We start from the raw sequence: 15,877 nt of genomic DNA, 5'->3' as shown, positions 1-15,877 counted from the left end.
CCTAACCGGGGTGTTCTATTTCAACCGCGCCGGCAGCATCTCGAGCACTGCGCGCGCCGCACGCAGGCTCGGACGATCCCCACCGACGCCCATGATCTCGCGGAGTTCGTCGAGATCGGCAATCGCCCGCCGCCGCTCCGGTGTGTCGCTGAGAAGCGGCTTCAATGCCTCGGCAAGTGCTGGCGGCTTTGCCGCATATTGCAGAAACTCCCGCACCGATGGTCGATCGAGGATCAGGTTGACGATCACGACCGACGGCACCTTCAAAAGGCCCGACACCACCCAGGCCGCGATCGGATCGATCTTGTAGGCGATCACCATTGGAACGCGGGCGAGCCCGAGTTCGAGCGACACGGTGCCCGACGCCGCGAGCGCCGCCGTCGCCGCATCGAAAGCGGCACGCTTCTCGTCCTCGCTCTCGACAAGTTCGACGGGCACCGCCCAGGTCTTCACCGCCTCCTCGACCAGGTGGCGCACATGCGGCACCGTCGGAAGAACGAACTTGATATCCGGGATGTCGCGCGCGAGGAGCGCCGCCGTCGCGCCGAAATCGGCGATGAGGCGCTTCACCTCGTTGGTTCGGCTGCCAGGAAGAAGCATCAGCAACGGTTGATCGGGCGCAATGCCGCGCGCCGCGCGGAATGCCTTGCCACTCCCTTCGATCGGCAGCCGTTCGATGGCGGGGTGCCCCACATAAACGCAATCGAGCGCCGCCTCGGCGCGAAAGAAATCCGGCTCGAAGGGCAAAAGTGCCAGCACCCGGCTGACATATTTCGCCATGGCGCGCGCGCGCCCGCGCCGCCAGGCCCAGACGCTCGGCGAAACGTAATTCGCAATGGGAATGTCGGGTGCGCGTTTAGCGACGCGCTTGGCGACCATATGCGTGAAGTCCGGACTGTCGATGATGACCATCACATCGGGCCGCTCGCGCACCGCGAAATCCGCCGTCTCGCGCATGCGTCGCAGGATGAGCGGCAGGCGCGGAATGACCTCGCGCGGCCCCATGACCGACGTGTCGGACATCGGGAAGATCGAGACGAGCCCTTCCGCGATCATCTTTGGACCGCCCGCGCCGGTGATCCGCACGGCGCCGCCGGTAAGATGCTTCAACGCCTCCATCAACTCGCCGCCCAGCGCATCGCCCGAGGGCTCGCCCGCGACCAGCATGATGTGAGGAATACTTACATCGTCCTTCATGATCGCGCCCCGTGGGTGCGGCTATGCGGAAACCCCAGAACGAAAAGACCAAGCTCATCGGCCTTGCGCGCGACGCCCTCCGCGTCGGCGACGATGGCGCCGCCGGCCTCCACCGCGATCCCGGCAAGGCCAGCCTCGGCGGCGCGCTCCACCGTTCGCACACCGATGGTTGGCAGATCGACGCGGCGTTCCTGCGCGGGCTTCGGCAATTTGACCAGCACGCCATCCCGCGCGACTTCGGAACCACGGCCTTCGGCCGGCATCGCCGCCACGCGGCCCAACATCGCATCCGTTCCCTTCACGTCCTCAAGCGCAAGAACCGAACCCCGGCAAACAACCGCGCCCTGTCCTATGTCGCGCGCGCCGATCTCCTGCGCCGCGCGGATCGCCGCGTCGATATCTGCCTCCTGTGACGGACTGGGTGCCGCCTTGCTCAGCAATCCCTCGGACGCGAGCAGGCTCGGCAGCACGGTCTCGGCCCCGATGACGCGAATGCCGTTCTCCTCCAGAAATTCGACGACACCGCGCAGCAACGCATCGTCGCCCGTCTTCATGCGTTTGATGAAGCGTGGCAGCAACAGCAATCCCTGGAAGTCCGGCAGGATGTCGCGCAGGGTCGGCCGCGTCATCGGCCCGATAATGACGACGTCGTCGCAACCAGCCTGCTTGAAGAGGCGGAGAAATCGTCCCATCGCGCCGACGCGCACCCAGCCGTGCGGATAGCGCTCGATGGCCGGCCCCGCGGCGCCCCTGACGCCGACGATGAAAATTTCGCGCCCCGCCGCAAGCGCCGCTTCGGCAACGGCCAGCGGCAGCGGCCCGCCTCCGGCGGCAATGCCCAGCTTGCGCGGTCTGTCGATGGAAACGGTCATCGCCGCTTGCCTCGAAAGGCTTCCCTATTTGCGCGGCAGGCAGAGCGGCCGGTCGGCATCGGACTGGATGAAGTCAACGATCTCCGTCACTTCGGCATTGCCCGCGAAGCGCTCGCCGACGGCGGCGACGCGATCTCGTAAGGCGCCTTCCTCCGAGAATATCTGCCCATAAGCGTCGCGCATCGCGTTGATCTGCTCGCGCGAAAAGCCGCGGCGCTTGAGGCCGACGAGATTGAGGCCCATCAGATGCGCCCGGTTCCCGACCACGAGACCGAAGGGGATGACGTCGCTCTCGACCGCGCTGGCGCCGCCGATGAAGGCATGCTTGCCGACGCGCACGAACTGATGCACCGCCGCCGCCCCACCGAAAATGACAAAATCGGCGACCCGGCAATGCCCTGCGAGCAACGTCGTATTGGACAGAATGACGTTGTCGCCGATGATGCAGTCGTGGCCGACATGCGCACTGGCGAGAAACGTGCAGTTGTTGCCGACGCGCGTCACCATGCCGCCACCTTCGGTACCGGCATTCATCGTCACATATTCGCGGATGAGTGTGTCCGTGCCGATTTCGAGCGTACTCGGTTCGCCGCGATACTTGAGATCCTGCGGCGGTTGGCCGATCGAGGCGAAGGGATAAATTTGCGTGCGCGCGCCAATGGTCGTGCGGCCCGCGAGTACGACATGCGAATGCAGAACGACATCGTCGCCGAGTTTCACATCCGGTCCGATGATGCTGTAAGGGCCGACCTTCACACTTGCGGCAAGCTCGGCCTTCGGATCGACAATTGCCGTCGGATGAATACTGGTCATGCTTTCCCGGCCTGATCGACGATCATGGCGCTGTAGTCGGCTTCCGCGACCAGCACACCATCGACCTTGGCTTCGCCGCTGAACTTCCACACGGGACCACGGCTGTGAACCTTCGTCACATGCACCTTCAGCACGTCGCCCGGCATGACGGGCTTGCGGAACCGCGCCTTGTCGATGGTCATGAAGTAGACGATCTTGCCGGCCGCATTGTCGCCGAGGCCGTTCAGCACCAGCGCGCCGGCGGTCTGCGCCATCGCCTCGACGATGAGCACGCCCGGCATGACAGGATGCCCCGGAAAGTGGCCCTGAAAGAAGGGCTCGTTGGCCGACACGTTCTTGATGCCGGTGGCGGACTCGCTGCCCTTCATGTCGACGATCCGGTCGATCATCAGCATCGGGTAGCGATGCGGGAGAAGTTCCATCACCCGCTTGATGTCCGCGCTGCCAAGCTGCTCCGCTGCCGCTTCCGCCTCACTCATATCTTGTCCTCTCTCGCGCGGCTCACGCCGCTCGTCGTCCGCCGCTAGTTTGCATCCTCCGCTGAGCCGGATCCCTGACCCGGCTTGCGGCGCTTCCCCAGATTCTTGACCGCCGCCAGTTCGCGCTGCCATTCGCGCACCGGCTTTGCAGGCACACCGCCATACTTCTGACCCGGCGGCACATCGTGAACGACCGCGCTGCGCGCTGCAATTTGCGCGCCTGTGTTGATGGTCAGATGCCCCGTCACACCGACCTGCGCCGCGAGCACCACATAATCGCCGAGCTTCGCGCTCCCGGAAACGCCGGTCTGCGCGATCACCACACAGCCGCGCCCCGTGGCGACGTTGTGGCCGATCTGCACGAGATTATCAATCTTGGTGCCTTCGCCGATGACCGTATCGGGTCCGGCACCCCGGTCCACAGTGGTATTGGCGCCAATCTCGACGTCGTCCTGAATGATGACACGGCCGAGCTGGGGGACCTTGTCGTGACGCGGAAAGCCCATGGCGAAACCGAAGCCGTCCTGCCCGATCGCAACGCCGGGATGCAGCATCACGCGATCGCCGATATGGGCATGGCTGACAGTGACGTTCGGACCGATGAAGCAGTCGCGACCGACGGTGCAGCCCTTCCCGATCACCGCGTTGGCGCCGATGACGGTACCGCTGCCGATCTCGGCGTCAGCGCCGACGACGGCGCCCGGTTCGACGGTCGCGCCCGCGCCGATCTTCGCGCTTGGATGCACGATCGCCCGGGAGTGGACAATACCCGGCTCGCCGAATGTGTCGCCTCCTCGGGCTTCCTGCGGATAAAACATCTGGCTCGCCAGCGCATAAGCCCGGTAGGGCTCGGCTGTGACCAAAAGCGCGACGCCCGCCGGCGCGCGGCCGACAAAGCGCGGATGGACGAGACAGGCTCCCGCCGCCGTCGCGGCGAAAGCTTCCGCATATTTTGGATTGTCGAGAAAACTAAGATGCGCCGGACCGGCCGCGTCGAGTGCTGCAATATCCTCGATCCGGCGCGACGCGTCGGCATTGAGGCCGAGCTCGGCCCCAACACGCGCCGCAATCTCGCCGAGTGCGAACGGCCCCTTATTCGCAAAGAAACGAGAATCAGCCATGACTGCACCATGCCCGGTTCGCAAAGAGCCGGACCCGCCTCCGTGTTTGGGTTACGGGGCGCTCTTCTTCGCCTCGGCCGGCGAGACCGGCTTCACGACGACCGTCTTCAGCTTTTCATCGAGCTGCTTCAGGACTTCGTCCGTGATGTCGAGATCGACGCCGCCGGCCAGAACGACCGACTGGTCGAGCAGCAGCGTCGCGCCGTTCTTCTTCATGACGTCGGCAAAGATCGGACGGATGGCGGCTTCGACTTCCTGCCGGGCCTTGTTGACGCCGAGCTGCAGCGCCTCGCCCTTCGCGCGCATCTTGTTCTGCCGTTCGCCTTCCTTCTGTTCCAGCGCCTGGACTTTCTTCTTGAAATCGTCCGCGCTGAGCAGAGACCGCTGGTCCGAAAGCGCCTTGGCTTCGGCCTGAACGGCAGCCTCACCCTTCTTGTCCTCGTCCTGCAGCTTCTTGGCCTGGTCCTGAAGCTGAGTGCGGATGCTCTGCCCAACCTTCGACTGGGCGAATATCTGCTGCGTGTTGACGATCACGATGACTGCGGGGCCCGCAGCCGCGACCGCCGGGACGGTCGCGGCAGTGGTGAGAAACGCGAATGCCATGGCAGCAAGCGCGCGCGTGGCAAAACGATGGAACGTCATGGCTTGGAATATCCTTTTGATAGCTTGGGACGAAATCATCCGATTTCGGCCCGACCTGTTGTTTCGATGATCGCGATCTTTCGAATGTCGTCTCGCGGAATCATGTTTCTAGAATTGCGTACCGGCGCTGAACCGGAAGACTTCGGTCTTGTCGTAGTCCTCCTTTACGAAGGGCTGACCGAAATCGAGGCGCACCGGACCGAAGGGCGACTTCCAGTTGAGGCTGAGACCGGCGGATACGCGCGGGGCATACCCCGTCTTGTACTCGTCCGTACCCGCCAAACCGCTATCGACCGTCGCGCCGCCGATGACGCCGAAATCGGTGAAGATACTGGTCGTGATACCGAGCGCCTCGGGAAGGCCATTCGGAAAGCTGACTTCCGCGGTGCCGAAGGCATAGCCGTTTGCACCGATCGCGTCGTCCGTCGTGACGTCGCGCGGGCCGATACCGGCCGACTTGAAGCCGCGGAAATCCTGACCGCCCTTGAAGAACCGATCGTTCAACCGCACCTCGTCGCCGATCCCCTGGATGTAGCCGAGGTCGGCGCGCAGCGTCAGGACATAATCCTCCGCGAGCTTGTAATAATTGTGCACGAGGATCTGGTTCGACAGATAACGCACCGAACCGCCGACGCCTGCGAAATCCTGGCTGAACAGGAAATCCCAGCCGCCCGTTGGCAGAACCGGGTCGTTGCGCCGGTCGAGATAATAGTCATAGCCGATCACAGAACGGACCTGCGATCCCGCCGCCGCCTGAATGAGCGGCGAAGCGTTCGAGTCGACGTTGAAGATGCTTTCGAAACGCAGCTGATAGCGGGTCAGCAACCGGCTGTCGTCGGACAGCGGGAACCCGAAGCGCAGACCGGCGCCCTTGGTTCGCGAGTCGAACGACGCCTCAGTCTGATAGTTGGTTTCGCTGCCGAAGATATCGACGCCGCCCACCAGATCGCGATCCAGGAAATAAGGATCGGTGTAATGGAACTCGATCAACTGCTGGCGGCTCGACAGCGACACGCTCGTACCGACTTGAAGGCCGCGACCGAGGAAGTTGCGCTCGCTGAGCCCCACGCCGGCGACGACGTTGTCGAGCGACGAAAAACCGAAGCTCAACGACAGGGATCCTGTCGACTGTTCCTGCACCGCGACGTTGACGATGGTCTTGTCCGGCGCCGAACCCGGCTCCTGCTTGACATCGACCTTCGCGAAATATTGCAGCCCGCGAATGTTCTTCTCGGACTTGTCGAGCAGCACCTTGTTGAAGGCATCGCCTTCGGCGAGCTTCATCTGCCGACGGATGACCCGGTCGAGCGTGCGCTGATTGCCGACGATGTCGATCCGTTCGACATAAACGCGCGGACCTTCCGCGATATTGTACGTGAGATCGACGACGCGGTTCTTCTTGTCGCGATGCACGCGGGGGCGCACCTCGGCGAAGGCATAGCCCTTCGAACCAGCCGCGAAGGTCAGCGCGTCCACCGATTTGTCGATCAGCGAGGCGTTGTAGGTCTCGTCGCTCTTGGTCAGCACGAGTTCCTTCAACTCTTCCTTGTTCAGCTTCTCGAGGTTCGTCTTGATCTCGATCTTGCCGAAATTATAGACCTCGCCTTCCTCCACGGTGAAGGTGATGTAAAACGAGGAATCGTCGCGGCTGAGATCGGCGACCGCCGAAACGACGCGGAAGTCCGCATAGCCCTTCGAAAGATAGAAGCGGCGCAGAAGTTCGCGGTCATAGGTCAGGCGGTCGGGATCGTAGCTGTCGGACGACGAGAAGAACTTCCACCACGCGGACTCGCTGGTCGAAATGACATCGCGCAGTTCGCCGTCGCTGTAGGTCTTGTTCCCAAGGAAACTGATCGCCGCGATCTTGGTCTTGGGGCCTTCGTTGATCTCGAAGACGAGATCGACGCGGTTCTGCGGCAGGCGAATGACCTTCGGCTCGACGGTGGCCGCAAAGCGTCCGCCGCGGCGATAGAGTTCGATGATGCGCGAAACGTCGGCCTGAACCTTGGCGCGCGTATAGATCGTGCGCGGCTTCAACTGAACTTCGTTGTTGAGGTCCTCTTCCTTGACGGCATGAATGCCTTCATAGGCGACGCGGTTGATGATGGGGTTCTCGACGACCGACACCACGAGCTTGTCGTCTTCACGATGCATCTGGACGTCGGCAAAAAGTCCGGTCGCGAAGAGTTTCTTCAGCGACTCGTCGGCTTTCGCGGAGCTGTAGGCATCGCCTTCCTGGATGCTCATATAGGAGAGCACCGTTTCGCGTTCGATGCGCTGATTGCCTTCGATCACGATCTGGCGGACGGTCGCGCCATCTTCATCCGCGGCAAACGCCTGGTCTATTCCCCAGCCGCCGCCCGGCACTTGCGCCAGGAGGGCCCATACGACGAAAAGCGGCGCGAAGACGCCGCCAAACCGCGCCATTCCGGTCATCGAACCCGCCAGTCGCCTCATCCCCTACCTACCTCAATCGCTCGGGCCCGGTGCCGGACCCTGTTTCGTTTCTCGTCAAGCTGCCCCTGCCCAAAGGCATCGAGACGATCAGCTGAACAGATGGACCAAATCGTTCCATGTCGCAAAAACCATCAGCATCATGACGAGCGCAAGCCCGATCCTGAAGCCGAACTCCTGGGCCTGTTCGCCCAGAGGGCGGCCTCGTACCGCTTCGACCGCATAATATAGAAGATGACCGCCATCAAGCATCGGCACCGGAAAAAGGTTCAGGAGACCGATGCTGACGGAAAGAATGGCAGTCAGGTTGAGAAGCGCCGCAAAGCCGACCGACGCAACCTGCCCCGAAACCCGCGCAATGGTCAACGGCCCGCCGATCTGGCTTGCATCCTCATGCCCGGAAACGACCCGTCCCAGATAGGTGAAGGTATGCGAGACGATGAACCAGGTTTCCTTCGTGCCCAACCACAGGCTGGTCAGCGGATCGGAGCGAACAATGTGGAAATTGGCGTCGCTGGTATCGGGCGTGAGACCGAGAATGCCCATGCGCTGGACGTTGCCGAAGCCGTCCTTGGTCGCCTGCATGCGGGGCGTGGCGACGATCGTGACATCGGCATCGGCCCGCTTGACGACGAAGGTCAACGGCACATCGCTGCTGATGCTGACGATACGCTTCATGTCCTCGAAACTGTCGATCCCGGCGCCATCGATGGAAATCACACGGTCGCCCGGCTGAAAGCCCGCCGCCGCCGCCGCGCTGTCGGCCTGCACGGTCTTGACCACGGGCGCGACGATCATCTGGCCGATAATCGTATAGAGCCCCGCGAAAATGACGATCGACAGAAGGAAATTGGCGACCGGTCCGGCTGCCACGACGGCGGCGCGTTGATGCAGGGGTTTGAAATAGAAGAGACCGCCGCGTCGTTCTGGCGGAATTTCCGAAAGTCGGCGCCGGTCCGGCGTGCTCGCCGCCGACTCGTCGCCTTCGAATTTCACGTACCCGCCGAGCGGAATCCAACTGATCTTCCAGCGCGTCCCGCGCTTGTCGTTCCAGCCGACGACCTCCTTGCCGAAGCCTATCGAGAATGTCTCGACCTTCACGCCGCAGAGGCGCGCAACCAGGAAATGACCGAGTTCGTGGAAAAAGACGACGATGGTCAGAACGAACAGGAAGGGCAGCAAATAGCTCCAGAGCGATTCTCCGAAACCGCCGATGCTTGCCAACAGATTCATCACGCTCAAAATTCCGTTCTCATGTCGCGCGGATGGCCGGACGGTCGCGACCGCCGGCCTCATATCCGTAATGAACCCCCGTCGGGGCCGCCAGCCGGGCGGCCCGTGGCCAAGAGACTACGTCAGCGGCCGCGCAATTGCACCACTTCCTCTGTGCGAATCCGCGCAAAACCATCGATTTCGTAAATCTGTTCGAGGTCTCTCGGCGCCTCGCTCTGCGCCTCCATCGCCGACAGAACGGCTTCCACCGTGGCGGCGATATCCAGGAACCCTATGCGCCGATCGAGGAAGGCCGCGACGGCGACTTCGTTGGCAGCGTTAAGAATGGTCGGCACGGCCCCCCCGGCCTTGAGCGCCTCGCGCGCAAGCGTCAACGCCGGGAAACGGACCGGATCGGGAGCCTCGAAGGTTAATTTGCCGATTTCGGCAAGATTGAGCTTCGCGCAAGGTGTCGCCATGCGATCCGGCCAGGCGAGCGCATAGGAAATCGGCGTCCGCATGTCCGGCGAGCCGAGCTGGGCCAGCACCGACCCATCCACATAGGCGACCATGCTGTGAACGATCGATTCCGGGTGGATGACGATATCGAGGCGCTCCTCGCCCACCGGGAACAGATAATGAGCCTCTATGAGCTCCAACCCTTTATTCATCAAGGTCGCCGAGTCGACCGAAATCTTGGCGCCCATATCCCACTTCGGATGGGCGACCGCCTGCTCGGGTGTCGCCCTCTCCATCTCGGCCCGCGACCAGCTCCGGAACGGCCCTCCCGAGGCGGTGAGAATGATCTTGTCGACCGAGCCGAGTTTCGCCGTATCGAGCACCTGGAAGATCGCATTGTGCTCGGAATCGACCGGCAGCAGCGTCGCCCCAGATCTCGCCACTTCCGACAAGAAAAGTGGGCCGGCGGAGACCAGGCATTCCTTGTTGGCAAGCGCCACGGAGGCGCCACGCCGCACGGCGGCGAGCGTCGGCGCAAGGCCGGCGGCGCCGACGATCCCCGCCATTACCCAGCCGGCCGGCCGCAGAGCCGCCTCGACGACAGCGTCCCGGCCAGCGCCAATCTCGACGCCCGTCCCCGCGAGCCCGGCGCTGAGCTCCTCATAAAGGGTCGCGTCGGCGATGACGGCGAATTGCGGACGCAGGCGGCGCGCCTGCTCGATCAGCATCGCGACATTGCGGTGCGCCGTCAGCGCCACGAGTTCGAAGCACTCCCGCTCCCGCTCGATAAGGTCGAGCGTGGAGCAACCGATCGAGCCCGTCGAGCCGAGCACGCTGACACTGCGTGGCTCGCGCGACGACCCGGCCTGCGGCACGTCCTCCCCGCGCTTGCGTATTTCCGCCGTCACGGCCAAATCAAAACTCCTGCACCAGGGCTCGCCGCCGCATGGATCAGCGCCAGCAGGGCGGCCCCCACCGCCGCGGCAACCAGACCGTCGACGCGGTCGAGAATGCCTCCATGCCCCGGAATGAGCTTACCCGAATCCTTGACGCCCGCGCGCCGTTTCAACGCGGATTCGAGGAAATCACCAGCCTGGGCCACAATGGCGAGCAGCGCGCTGAAAAGCGCGAGCATCGCCGGCGAACCGACGCCGAGCCAGAGTGACGTGCCGAAGCCAACCGCCGCCGCGCCGATCATGCCGCCGATGAGCCCCGCCCAGGTCTTCTTCGGCGAAAGGCGCGGCGCGATCTTGGGGCCGCCGATGGTCCGTCCGGCAAAATAGGCGAAGATGTCGGTCGCCCAGACGATACCCAGCAGCCAGAAGACCGCCGCGCGGCCAAGCAGCGGGTCGAGCCGCAGCCAAAGCAGCGCGGCAACCGGGAGAACAAGATAGGGATAGGCAAGAAGCGGTGCCCAGACCGGCCCGCCGCGCCAGATGCGAAAGGCGAGCGCCAGAAGGAGACCTGCCGCGCCGGCGAGAAGGGCCACAAGCGAAAGCCCCGACGCCGCGATGGCGACCACGGCAAGCCCGGACGCCGCCAGCAAAGCCCGGTCCCCGGCCGTTCCGCCCGGCAACAGTGCCGAGAGTTCGAAGGCCATGGCGACCGACGCCACGGCGAGCAGCGCCGCGAAAGGCCAGTCGCCCGCCCAGGTCAATGCCAGAGCGACGGGCGCAAGCACCAGGGCGGACAGGATCCGTGTTGTCAGATTGCTCTGCTTCCCGCCGTCGGGCGCGATATCCATCGTCAGGACTTCACCGGCTCGCCGACGGCGCCGAACCGGCGATCGCGCATATTGTATTCGAGAACCGCTTCCTTCAGGCGCTCAGGCGAGAAATCCGGCCAGAAGACATCCGTGAACACGAGTTCGGCATAAGCGCTCTGCCAGATCAGGAAATTCGATAGCCGCTTCTCGCCGCTGGTGCGGATGATGAGATCAGGGTCGGGCACCCCGGCCGTATCGAGATGCGCGGCGACCGTCTCCTGCGTGATGGTCTCGGGATCGAGCGTCCCAGCTTTCACCTCGCGCGCGATACGACGAACTGCTGACGTAATCTCGTTTTGGCCGCCGTAGTTAAAGGCGATGATGAGCTTCAGCTGGTCGTTGCTGTGCGTCAGAGTCTCGGCTTCCTCGATCAAGGCGACGATGTCGGGCTCCAGATGCTCGCGTTCGCCGATGATCCTGACCTGCACCCCGTTCTGGTGCAGTTCCGCAAGATCGCGGCGGATGAAGAGCCGGAGCAGCCCCATCAGATCGCTGACCTCTTCAGCGGGCCGCTTCCAGTTCTCGGAGCTGAAGCCGTAAAGCGTCAGGTAGCGGATACCCATCTCGCCGGCGGCGCGAACGATGACCCGAACGGCCTCGACGCCTTGGCGATGGCCGAGCTTGCGCGGCAGATGTCGCTTGGCCGCCCAGCGCCCATTGCCATCCATGATAATGGCGACATGCCGCGGAACGTCGAATGCCTGCTCGCCGCTCGCCGATGGATCGGGCGTCAACATGACTCGAATGTTCCGTTAAAAACCATGGGTTAGAGGTCAATCCTCAGTTTTGATATGAGACAGTTGCTCATACCTGCATGATCTCGCCTTCCTTGTGGGTCAGCGCCACGTCGATCTCGCCGATCACCTTGTCCGTCAGCTTCTGCACCTTGTCTGCGGCAATCTTGTGATCGTCCTGGCTCATATGGCCATCTTTTTCGAGGCGCTTCAGCTCGTCCATGGCATCGCGACGAACGTTGCGGACAGCGATACGCGCCTGTTCCGTGTATTTGGCCGCGATCTTGGTCAGCTCGGTGCGGCGCTCCTGATTGAGTTCCGGAATCGGCAGACGAAGCAGCGTCCCGTCGATGACCGGATTGAGGCCGAGACCGGAGGTTCTGATGGCCTTGTCGACCGCCCCGACCATACCCTTGTCCCAGACCTGAACCGTGATCATGCGCGGCTCGGGAACGCCGACCGTTCCGACCTGGTTGAGCGGCATGGTCTGTCCATAAGCTTCGACCATGATCGGGTCCAGCAGCCCAGCCGACGCCCGGCCTGTCCGCAGCCCGGCGAATTCTTGCTTCAGCGACTGGAGCGCCCCGCGCATACGGCGCTCGACATCCCCGATATCCAGAGTCTTTTGGTCAGCCATTTTCTTCCTTCCGTCTTTAGCCCGGACTTTAGCTCAGGCGGCTTCGCCTATGATAGTGCAGCGTCCTTCGCCTGTCAGAACATTGACGAATCCGCCGTCATTGTGGATCGAGAAGACGATGATCGGGATGCCGTTTTCCCGCGCCAGCGCCACCGCCGAGGTGTCCATGACCTGAAGGTCCTTTGAGAGGACATCCATGTAAGTCAGCCTGTCGTAACGCTCTGCGTCCTTGACCTTATGCGGATCGGCCGAATAGACGCCATCGACCTGCGTGCCCTTCATCAGCGCGTCGCAGCCCATTTCGGTCGCGCGCAGCGCCGCCGCCGTGTCGGTCGTGAAGAAGGGATTGCCGGTACCGGCGGCGAAGATCACCACCCGGCCCTTCTCCATGTGCCGGACCGCGCGGCGCCGGATATAGGGCTCGCAGACGGTCATCATGGGGATGGCGGAGAGAACCCGGGTCGGCACCCCCAGGCGCTCCAGCGAGTTCTGCATGGCGAGCGCGTTCATGACGGTGGCCAGCATGCCCATATAGTCGGCGCTCGCCCGCTCCATGCCCTTGGCCGCGCCGGAGAGCCCCCGGAAGATGTTGCCGCCGCCGATGACCAGGCAGACCTCGGCGCCGATATCGGTCGCCTGCTTGATCTCCCGGGCGATGCGGTCGACCGTTTCGACGTCGATCCCATATTGCTGATCGCCCATCAGGGCTTCGCCGGAGACCTTGAGCAGGACGCGTTTGTAGAGGGGTGGTTTGGTCATGCTGGCTCTTTCGGCGAACTGGGCTGGCGGGCGCGAATCCCCAAGGGATCACCAGTGACAATAACGCCCCCGACGCCGGATGGCGAAGGGGGCGTTTGATCACACCGTAAAAGCTTCAGCCGCGGGCGGCAGCCGCCACTTCGGCCGCGAAGTCCGTCTCGGCCTTCTCGATGCCTTCGCCAAGCCCGAAGCGGACGAAACCGACCACATTGATCGGCGCGCCGACGCCGGCTTCGGCGTTCTTGACCGCTTTTTCGACCGTCGTGTCGGGATCGATCACGAAGGCCTGCGAGAGCAGAACGACCTCCTCGTAGAACTTGCGGATGCGGCCTTCGACCATCTTCTCGATGATGTTGTCCGGACGGCCCGATTCCTTCGCTTCGGCGATGAGCACGTTGCGCTCACGCTCGACGACGGCCGGATCGAGATCTTCGCGGCGCAGCGAGAGCGGCCCCGTCGCCGCGATATGCATGGCGATCTGCTTGCCGAGTTCGGCGAGCTTCGCCTTGTCGCCCGTCGATTCGAGGCCGACCAGCACGCCGATCTTGCCGAGGCCGGGAACGACCTGGGCATGCGTATAGGCGGCGACGACGCCGTCCGAGACGCTGATCGAGGCCGCGCGGCGGACATTCATGTTCTCGCCGATCGTGCCGACCTGTTCGGTCACGTAATCCTTCACCGTTTTGTCCGACCCCGGATAGGTCGCGGCGAGCAGCTTCTCGACGTCGCCTTCGGCGGCCAGCGCCACCTTGGCGATGTCGGTCACCATCTTCTGGAACTGTTCGTTGCGGGCGACGAAGTCGGTCTCGGAGTTCACTTCGACCAGCGCGCCACGCGTACCTTCGGCGACGACGCCGACAAGGCCCTCGGCCGCCACGCGGCCGGACTTCTTCGCCGCCTTGGCGAGGCCCTTCGTGCGCAGCCAATCGACGGCCGCTTCCATGTCGCCCTGGGTTTCGTTCAGGGCCGACTTGCAATCCATCATGCCCGCGCCGGTCTTCTCGCGGAGTTCCTTCACCATGCCGGCGGTGACGTCAGCCATTGCCTTATCCTCTCAAGCTTAAAATGCGGAGGCCCCGGCAACCCCTTGGGTCGCCGGGGCATTTTCGTTTGCAGCGATGGCGGGGCTATTAGCCCGCCACAGCCTCGTCGGCCGGAAGCTCGACCGTGGGCTCGGCCTCGGCGCCGACATCCGCGCCGGACGCGATGTGGCTCTGCGAGATACCGTCGATGACCGCGCGCGAGACGAGATCGCAATACATCTGGATCGCGCGGGCGGCGTCGTCATTGCCCGGAACCGGATAGGCGATGCCGTCCGGGTTCGAGTTCGAGTCGAGGATCGCGACGACCGGAATGCCGAGCTTGCGGGCTTCCTCGATCGCGATCGTCTCCTTGTTGGTGTCGATCACGAAGATGATGTCCGGCAGGCCGCCCATGTCCTTGATGCCGCCGATGGCGCGCTCGAGCTTGTCGCGCTCGCGGCTCAGGTTCAGGATTTCCTTCTTCGTCAGACCGCGAGCCTCGCCGGCCAGCATCTCGTCGAGCTGACGGAGGCGGCGGATCGAGTTCGAGATCGTCTTCCAGTTGGTCAGCGTGCCGCCGAGCCAACGGTGGTTGATGTAGTACTGGGCGCACTGGCGGGCCGCCGCGGCAACCGGGTCGGACGCCTGGCGCTTCGTGCCGACGAACAGAACGCGGCCACCGCCGGCGATGACGTCGCGCACCGCGACGAGCGCCTGGTGGAGCAGCGGAACGGTCTGCGCCAGATCGATGATGTGGATGTTGTTGCGGTCGCCGAAGAGGAACGGGGCCATCTTCGGGTTCCAGCGATGGGTCTGGTGGCCGAAGTGAACGCCGGCTTCCAGCAGAGAACGCATAGAGAATTCGGGCAGCGCCATGGCACTGTTGCTCCTTTTTCCGGTTGGACCTCCGCGGGGGAAAGAACGGCCTTTCACGGCCGCACCGGACCGACAAACCCTATGTTGCCTTTGTGACGAGCCTTTGATGGACGCGCCGACAGGCGTGGGAAAGCCGAACCCCGCGTGTGGAATGGCGCCCATATAGGCTGAAAAAGTCAAAAAGGCAAGCGCTATGGGGTTTTAGGCATAAACCAGCCTAAATCTCCTGTACCTCGACCACCCCGGGCACGGATTTGATTGCGCCGCGGATCTGGGGGGTCACGCGATAGCCGCCGGGGAGCTTCAGTTCGACCTCCCGGCCGCCCTCGCCCATCAGCACCAGCGAGACGAGCCCTCGGCCTTTTTCCGAAAGCCGCGCCTTGAGGCCGGCGAGCGGTTCGGGCGTTTCAAGGAAGATCTTCATGCCGGCGGCGGCATTGGCCACCACCTCGTCGACCGACCGGACGGACTGGGCGCGGAGCTTTACCTCGTCGCCCGTGCGGTCGATCTCCACCGAAACGACGATCGACTTGCCCGGCTCCATCAGGTCGCGGGAGCGATTGAGCACTTCCGAGAAGACGACGATCTCGAATTGGCCGGTCGGGTCCGAAAGGCTGAGAAAGGCGAAGGGATTGCCCTTTTTCGATTTCCGCTCCTGCTTGGCCGTGACCGTGCCGGCGACGAGTTCGGCCTGGTTGCCGCGCGGTCCGACCTCGGCATAGGTGACGACGTTCGCCCGGCGCAAGGCGGTCTGGTAATCGTCGAGCGGATGGCCGGAGAGATAGAAGCCGATCGCGTTGAACTCCTCGTTGAGGCGTTCCATCGGCGGCCAGGC

16 protein-coding genes are annotated in these 15,877 nt (G+C 63.5%); all 16 read right to left on the bottom strand.

Annotated elements, in window-relative coordinates:
• Nucleotides 1-15 precede the first annotated feature (15 nt).
• Entirely contained in the window at nt 16-1,197 is a 1,182-nt protein-coding gene (lpxB, locus tag VMR03_RS11605; protein ID WP_325405362.1) for a lipid-A-disaccharide synthase, read from the bottom strand.
• A complete protein-coding gene (locus VMR03_RS11600) occupies nt 1,194-2,069 on the bottom strand; it encodes an LpxI family protein (protein WP_325405360.1) in 876 nt (291 codons plus the stop codon). The genes lpxB and VMR03_RS11600 overlap by 4 nt, the downstream gene beginning before the upstream one ends.
• Before the next feature lie 24 nt (nt 2,070-2,093).
• Nucleotides 2,094-2,882: an acyl-ACP--UDP-N-acetylglucosamine O-acyltransferase gene (gene lpxA / locus VMR03_RS11595; RefSeq protein ID WP_325405358.1), complete on the bottom strand. Its 789-nt coding sequence runs from the start codon at nt 2,880-2,882 to the stop codon at nt 2,094-2,096.
• Complete coding sequence (gene fabZ / locus VMR03_RS11590) at nt 2,879-3,361, bottom strand: 3-hydroxyacyl-ACP dehydratase FabZ (protein WP_325405356.1); 483 nt, start codon at nt 3,359-3,361, stop codon at nt 2,879-2,881. The genes lpxA and fabZ overlap by 4 nt, the downstream gene beginning before the upstream one ends.
• Before the next feature lie 44 nt (nt 3,362-3,405).
• Nucleotides 3,406-4,482: a UDP-3-O-(3-hydroxymyristoyl)glucosamine N-acyltransferase gene (gene lpxD, locus VMR03_RS11585; protein WP_325405353.1), complete on the bottom strand. Its 1,077-nt coding sequence runs from the start codon at nt 4,480-4,482 to the stop codon at nt 3,406-3,408.
• 51 nt (nt 4,483-4,533) lie between these two features.
• Entirely contained in the window at nt 4,534-5,124 is a 591-nt protein-coding gene (locus tag VMR03_RS11580; RefSeq protein WP_325405351.1) for an OmpH family outer membrane protein, read from the bottom strand.
• A 108-nt stretch (nt 5,125-5,232) separates the two neighbouring features.
• The gene (gene bamA, locus VMR03_RS11575; protein ID WP_325405349.1) at nt 5,233-7,560 is read right to left on the bottom strand and encodes an outer membrane protein assembly factor BamA; all 2,328 of its coding nucleotides are present in this window, start codon (nt 7,558-7,560) and stop codon (nt 5,233-5,235) included.
• Between the two features lie 108 nt (nt 7,561-7,668).
• Entirely contained in the window at nt 7,669-8,811 is a 1,143-nt protein-coding gene (gene rseP, locus VMR03_RS11570; RefSeq protein WP_325405366.1) for an RIP metalloprotease RseP, read from the bottom strand.
• 122 nt (nt 8,812-8,933) lie between these two features.
• Nucleotides 8,934-10,157 (bottom strand): 1-deoxy-D-xylulose-5-phosphate reductoisomerase, encoded by a 1,224-nt coding sequence (locus tag VMR03_RS11565; RefSeq protein WP_325405364.1) that lies wholly within the window; start codon nt 10,155-10,157, stop codon nt 8,934-8,936.
• Entirely contained in the window at nt 10,154-10,993 is an 840-nt protein-coding gene (locus VMR03_RS11560; protein ID WP_325405347.1) for a phosphatidate cytidylyltransferase, read from the bottom strand. The genes VMR03_RS11565 and VMR03_RS11560 overlap by 4 nt, the downstream gene beginning before the upstream one ends.
• Before the next feature lie 2 nt (nt 10,994-10,995).
• Nucleotides 10,996-11,751, bottom strand: coding sequence for an isoprenyl transferase (locus VMR03_RS11555; RefSeq protein ID WP_325405345.1), 756 nt, complete (start codon nt 11,749-11,751; stop codon nt 10,996-10,998).
• 67 nt (nt 11,752-11,818) lie between these two features.
• On the bottom strand, nt 11,819-12,385 hold the full coding sequence (frr, locus tag VMR03_RS11550; protein WP_325405343.1) for a ribosome recycling factor: 567 nt from the start codon (nt 12,383-12,385) through the stop codon (nt 11,819-11,821).
• Nucleotides 12,386-12,418: 33 nt separating this feature from the next.
• Nucleotides 12,419-13,144 carry a UMP kinase gene (gene pyrH / locus VMR03_RS11545; RefSeq protein ID WP_325405341.1) on the bottom strand — a complete coding sequence of 242 codons (726 nt, stop codon included), beginning with the start codon at nt 13,142-13,144 and terminating at the stop codon, nt 12,419-12,421.
• 115 nt (nt 13,145-13,259) lie between these two features.
• The gene (gene tsf / locus VMR03_RS11540) at nt 13,260-14,186 is read right to left on the bottom strand and encodes a translation elongation factor Ts (RefSeq protein ID WP_325405339.1); all 927 of its coding nucleotides are present in this window, start codon (nt 14,184-14,186) and stop codon (nt 13,260-13,262) included.
• Nucleotides 14,187-14,274: 88 nt separating this feature from the next.
• Nucleotides 14,275-15,042 (bottom strand): 30S ribosomal protein S2, encoded by a 768-nt coding sequence (gene rpsB, locus VMR03_RS11535; RefSeq protein WP_325405337.1) that lies wholly within the window; start codon nt 15,040-15,042, stop codon nt 14,275-14,277.
• Between the two features lie 217 nt (nt 15,043-15,259).
• Nucleotides 15,260-15,877, bottom strand: a 618-nt coding sequence (locus VMR03_RS11530; protein ID WP_325405335.1) for an OB-fold nucleic acid binding domain-containing protein, incomplete at its 5' end; no start/stop codon positions are given.

The sequence above is a fragment of the Parvibaculum sp. genome (genome assembly GCF_035511255.1).
GTDB lineage: Bacteria > Pseudomonadota > Alphaproteobacteria > Parvibaculales > Parvibaculaceae > Parvibaculum.
Note: the sequence above shows the minus strand (reverse complement) of the source record. Positions and strands in the feature narration are given on the sequence as shown.

Bases quoted from the DNA above. Each gene is read 5' to 3' on its own strand.
- rpsB (WP_325405337.1), bottom strand. From the start codon at position 15,042: ATGGCGCTGCCCGAATTCTCTATGCGTTCTCTGCTGGAAGCCGGCGTT.
- pyrH (WP_325405341.1), bottom strand. From the start codon at position 13,144: ATGACCAAACCACCCCTCTACAAACGCGTCCTGCTCAAGGTCTCCGGC.
- VMR03_RS11555 (WP_325405345.1), bottom strand. From the start codon at position 11,751: ATGTTGACGCCCGATCCATCGGCGAGCGGCGAGCAGGCATTCGACGTT.
- VMR03_RS11560 (WP_325405347.1), bottom strand. From the start codon at position 10,993: ATGGATATCGCGCCCGACGGCGGGAAGCAGAGCAATCTGACAACACGG.
- lpxA (WP_325405358.1), bottom strand. From the start codon at position 2,882: ATGACCAGTATTCATCCGACGGCAATTGTCGATCCGAAGGCCGAGCTT.
- VMR03_RS11580 (WP_325405351.1), bottom strand. From the start codon at position 5,124: ATGACGTTCCATCGTTTTGCCACGCGCGCGCTTGCTGCCATGGCATTC.
- rseP (WP_325405366.1), bottom strand. From the start codon at position 8,811: ATGAATCTGTTGGCAAGCATCGGCGGTTTCGGAGAATCGCTCTGGAGC.
- fabZ (WP_325405356.1), bottom strand. From the start codon at position 3,361: ATGAGTGAGGCGGAAGCGGCAGCGGAGCAGCTTGGCAGCGCGGACATC.
- lpxD (WP_325405353.1), bottom strand. From the start codon at position 4,482: ATGGCTGATTCTCGTTTCTTTGCGAATAAGGGGCCGTTCGCACTCGGC.
- tsf (WP_325405339.1), bottom strand. From the start codon at position 14,186: ATGGCTGACGTCACCGCCGGCATGGTGAAGGAACTCCGCGAGAAGACC.
- frr (WP_325405343.1), bottom strand. From the start codon at position 12,385: ATGGCTGACCAAAAGACTCTGGATATCGGGGATGTCGAGCGCCGTATG.
- lpxB (WP_325405362.1), bottom strand. From the start codon at position 1,197: ATGAAGGACGATGTAAGTATTCCTCACATCATGCTGGTCGCGGGCGAG.
- VMR03_RS11600 (WP_325405360.1), bottom strand. From the start codon at position 2,069: ATGACCGTTTCCATCGACAGACCGCGCAAGCTGGGCATTGCCGCCGGA.
- bamA (WP_325405349.1), bottom strand. From the start codon at position 7,560: ATGACCGGAATGGCGCGGTTTGGCGGCGTCTTCGCGCCGCTTTTCGTC.